Annotated in this window: 2 protein-coding genes; both read right to left on the bottom strand. The window is 55.4% G+C overall.

The annotated features are described in order from the left end of the window. Positions 1-86: 86 nt before the first annotated feature. Positions 87-836, bottom strand: a complete 750-nt coding sequence (gene istB, locus GTA51_RS20225; protein WP_160964286.1) for an IS21-like element helper ATPase IstB — start codon at positions 834-836, stop codon at positions 87-89. Between the two features lie 11 nt (positions 837-847). Next, positions 848-2,383 (bottom strand): IS21 family transposase, encoded by a 1,536-nt coding sequence (istA, locus tag GTA51_RS20220; RefSeq protein WP_160964285.1) that lies wholly within the window; start codon positions 2,381-2,383, stop codon positions 848-850. Between the last annotated feature and the right edge of the window lie 234 nt (positions 2,384-2,617).

The raw sequence follows: 2,617 nt of genomic DNA, 5'->3' as shown, positions 1-2,617 counted from the left end.
GTGCGGATTTCGGTGAAATCGGCCACCCAATTCGGAATATTCGGCCACCCAGGATGAGTTGAGCGCGCTGGTATTTCTCTCCTGCTTCAGGTGGCCGATTTGGTCAAGTCCGAGGTTCGCTTCCGCATTGAATCTCCCGACAACTCAATTCGGTGCGAATCGTGAACGATCCTGTCCAAGACCGCATCCGCCAGGGTCGGGTCTTGAAATCGCCCGTGCCATTCCGCCACCGGGAACTGAGTCGCAAACAAGGTTGATTTGTTCCGAAAGCGTTCATCCATCAGGTCGGCGAGGCTGCGGGCTATTTCGGCGCTGATCGGCTCCCTGAGCCAATCGTCGACGACAAGCAAGTCTCTTGTCGCGAGTTTTCGGGCAAAGATCCGTTCCGACCCTTCGGCCCGGCTGATACCGATATCCTGGAGCAGCTCTGGGAAATGGTAGTAAAGGCACCGGATCCCTTCCCGGCAGGCTTTCTGAGCAAGGGCACAGGCCAGATAGGTCTTGCCGCCGCCGGTCGGGCCAGTGATGATCAAGTTGTGCTTCCGACCTATCCAGCCACAGCTGGCCAGTTCGAGGAAAAGTCTTTTGTCCAAGCCGCGTGGGGCCTGGAAGTCCACGTCCTCGACGGAGGCCTTGACCTTGAGGTGGGCTTCTTGGAAGCGCCTCGTTAAACGACGATTATCGCGGAGGAGGTATTCTCTGTCCACGAGCAGCCCCAAGCGGTCCTCGAAGGCCAGGTCGCTAAAGGCCGGGTTGTCAATCTGCTCCTTGAAACCATCTAAGATTCCAGACAATTTCATTTGCGCCAGTTTTTCCATGGTCTGATGGTTCAGCACCAAGCCCTCCTTTACTTGTAAAAGTTCGCACCCCGGACATTGTCATGGGCGGGCAACGGCAATTGCTCTTGCTCCGGCAGTGCAAGCATATCCTGCTTCTTTTTAAGGATTTCGTGCACTGGCCGCCGCCCGGTTAGGCCGTATCGCAAAGCCCTCTGACAAGCGCGGTTCAAGCGATCTGGTCCGAAGGTGGACTCAAGCCGCAACAGGCCAAGGATGCTTCGATAGCCTTGCTCTGGATGCTGGCGACGCCCGAGGACGTCCTCGACCATCCCCAGGACGTATGGGCCGATTTTACCGCCCCAGGCTTTAAAACGTTCGGGAGTCCAGCCGGCCGCTTCTTGATGAGACTTGGGCATATGATCGGGATTTGTGGTGTACTGGTACACTTTGTAGCTGCGTCGATGGGAAGCTACTCGTGTTCCTTGGTAGAAAATCTCTACGATGCCTTGAGTGTGGCGAACTTCGACGTGTTTTCTGGCCAGTGTGTACGGAACTGAGTAGAAGTGCTTTTCTACCTCAATATGGTAATCCAGGTTGACTTTCGCATTTTTCCAGTCCGCTATTTCATAATGAGCCTTCGGTAAAGGATGCAACGCTGGTCTATCCACGGAGTCGAGTAGATCCTGGCGGGAACGACCAACACCTTTCAATGGCCGCCCGTTGAGTTCCTCAAGCTGGTCGCGGATGGCGTCATTGAGTTCAGCGATGGAAAAGAATCTGCGGTTCCGTAAGGGCGCTAAAACCCACCGCTCGACTATCAGCACGGCGGATTCCACTTTGGCCTTGTCCCTGGGCTTGCGCACCCGGGCCGGAATGACCGCCACCCCATAATGTTGAGCCCATTCCTGGTAGGCCGGATTGATCTCAGGTTCATACCTGCACGGGCTTTTTACCCCGGACTTCAGGTTGTCCGGCACAACCACTTCTGGGACGCCACCTATGACTTGTAACGCTCTAATATGACTGCCGATCCAACTCGCCAGACTCTGATCTGGTGTCGCTTCGGCGAAGATGAAATTGCTCGCACCCAAGGCTGCGACAAAAATTTGTGCCGTGACCACCTCGCCGGTGCAGGCGTCAACTATGTCCATGGTCATGCCCGCGTAGTCGACGAAAAGCTTCTCACCAGCCTTGTGAGTCTGGCGCATGGTGACGTCGAGGTGCCCTGACCACAGCCGGTAGTGCTCAGTGAATTGGGTATAGCCGTATCCGTCAGGATGCTGGCCACGGTATTCTTGCCAGAGAAGCTTGAGGGTTACGCCCTTTCTGGAGAGTTCACGGCGGATTTCTTTCCAATCTGGAGTGGGCTTTTTCCTCTCATCGTTTGGCGGCAGTGAAAACAAAAGCGCATCGAGGGCGGTGTTCTCGAAGGATTCGGGCAACGGCCAAGCCAACCCTCTGGATACAAAGCGTTTGATATATTCCTGGCAGGTGGAGCGGGCGATCCCGCAGGCGCGGGAAATGAGGTTGGTACTCAGGCCGTGATCGTAATGGAGTCGAAGAACTTCCCGTATCAATCGCATGGATAACCTCTTTCTCGGCATGGCTTCCTCCTTCAGGAAGCTCTGCCTAGGGTTTATCCAGTGCTATCTCAACTTATCCATCTGTTTTGACTGGCAATACGGTCAATTCGGCCACCCGTTTCGGGGGATTTCGGCCACCTAATCCGGAATTCCGGAAAAAGTGGCCGGTTTCAGCCGAATTGCCCGGCCGGTTTCAACCGAATTGGGTGGCCGGCTTCGTCCGAATTGCCCGGCCGATTTGCTCCGAATCGCGCA

It is taken from the genome of Solidesulfovibrio aerotolerans (assembly GCF_009856865.1).
GTDB classification, from domain to species: Bacteria; Desulfobacterota; Desulfovibrionia; order Desulfovibrionales; family Desulfovibrionaceae; genus Solidesulfovibrio; species Solidesulfovibrio aerotolerans.
Note: the sequence above shows the minus strand (reverse complement) of the source record. Positions and strands in the feature narration are given on the sequence as shown.

Bases quoted from the DNA above. Each gene is read 5' to 3' on its own strand.
- istA (WP_160964285.1), bottom strand. From the start codon at position 2,383: ATGCCGAGAAAGAGGTTATCCATGCGATTGATACGGGAAGTTCTTCGA.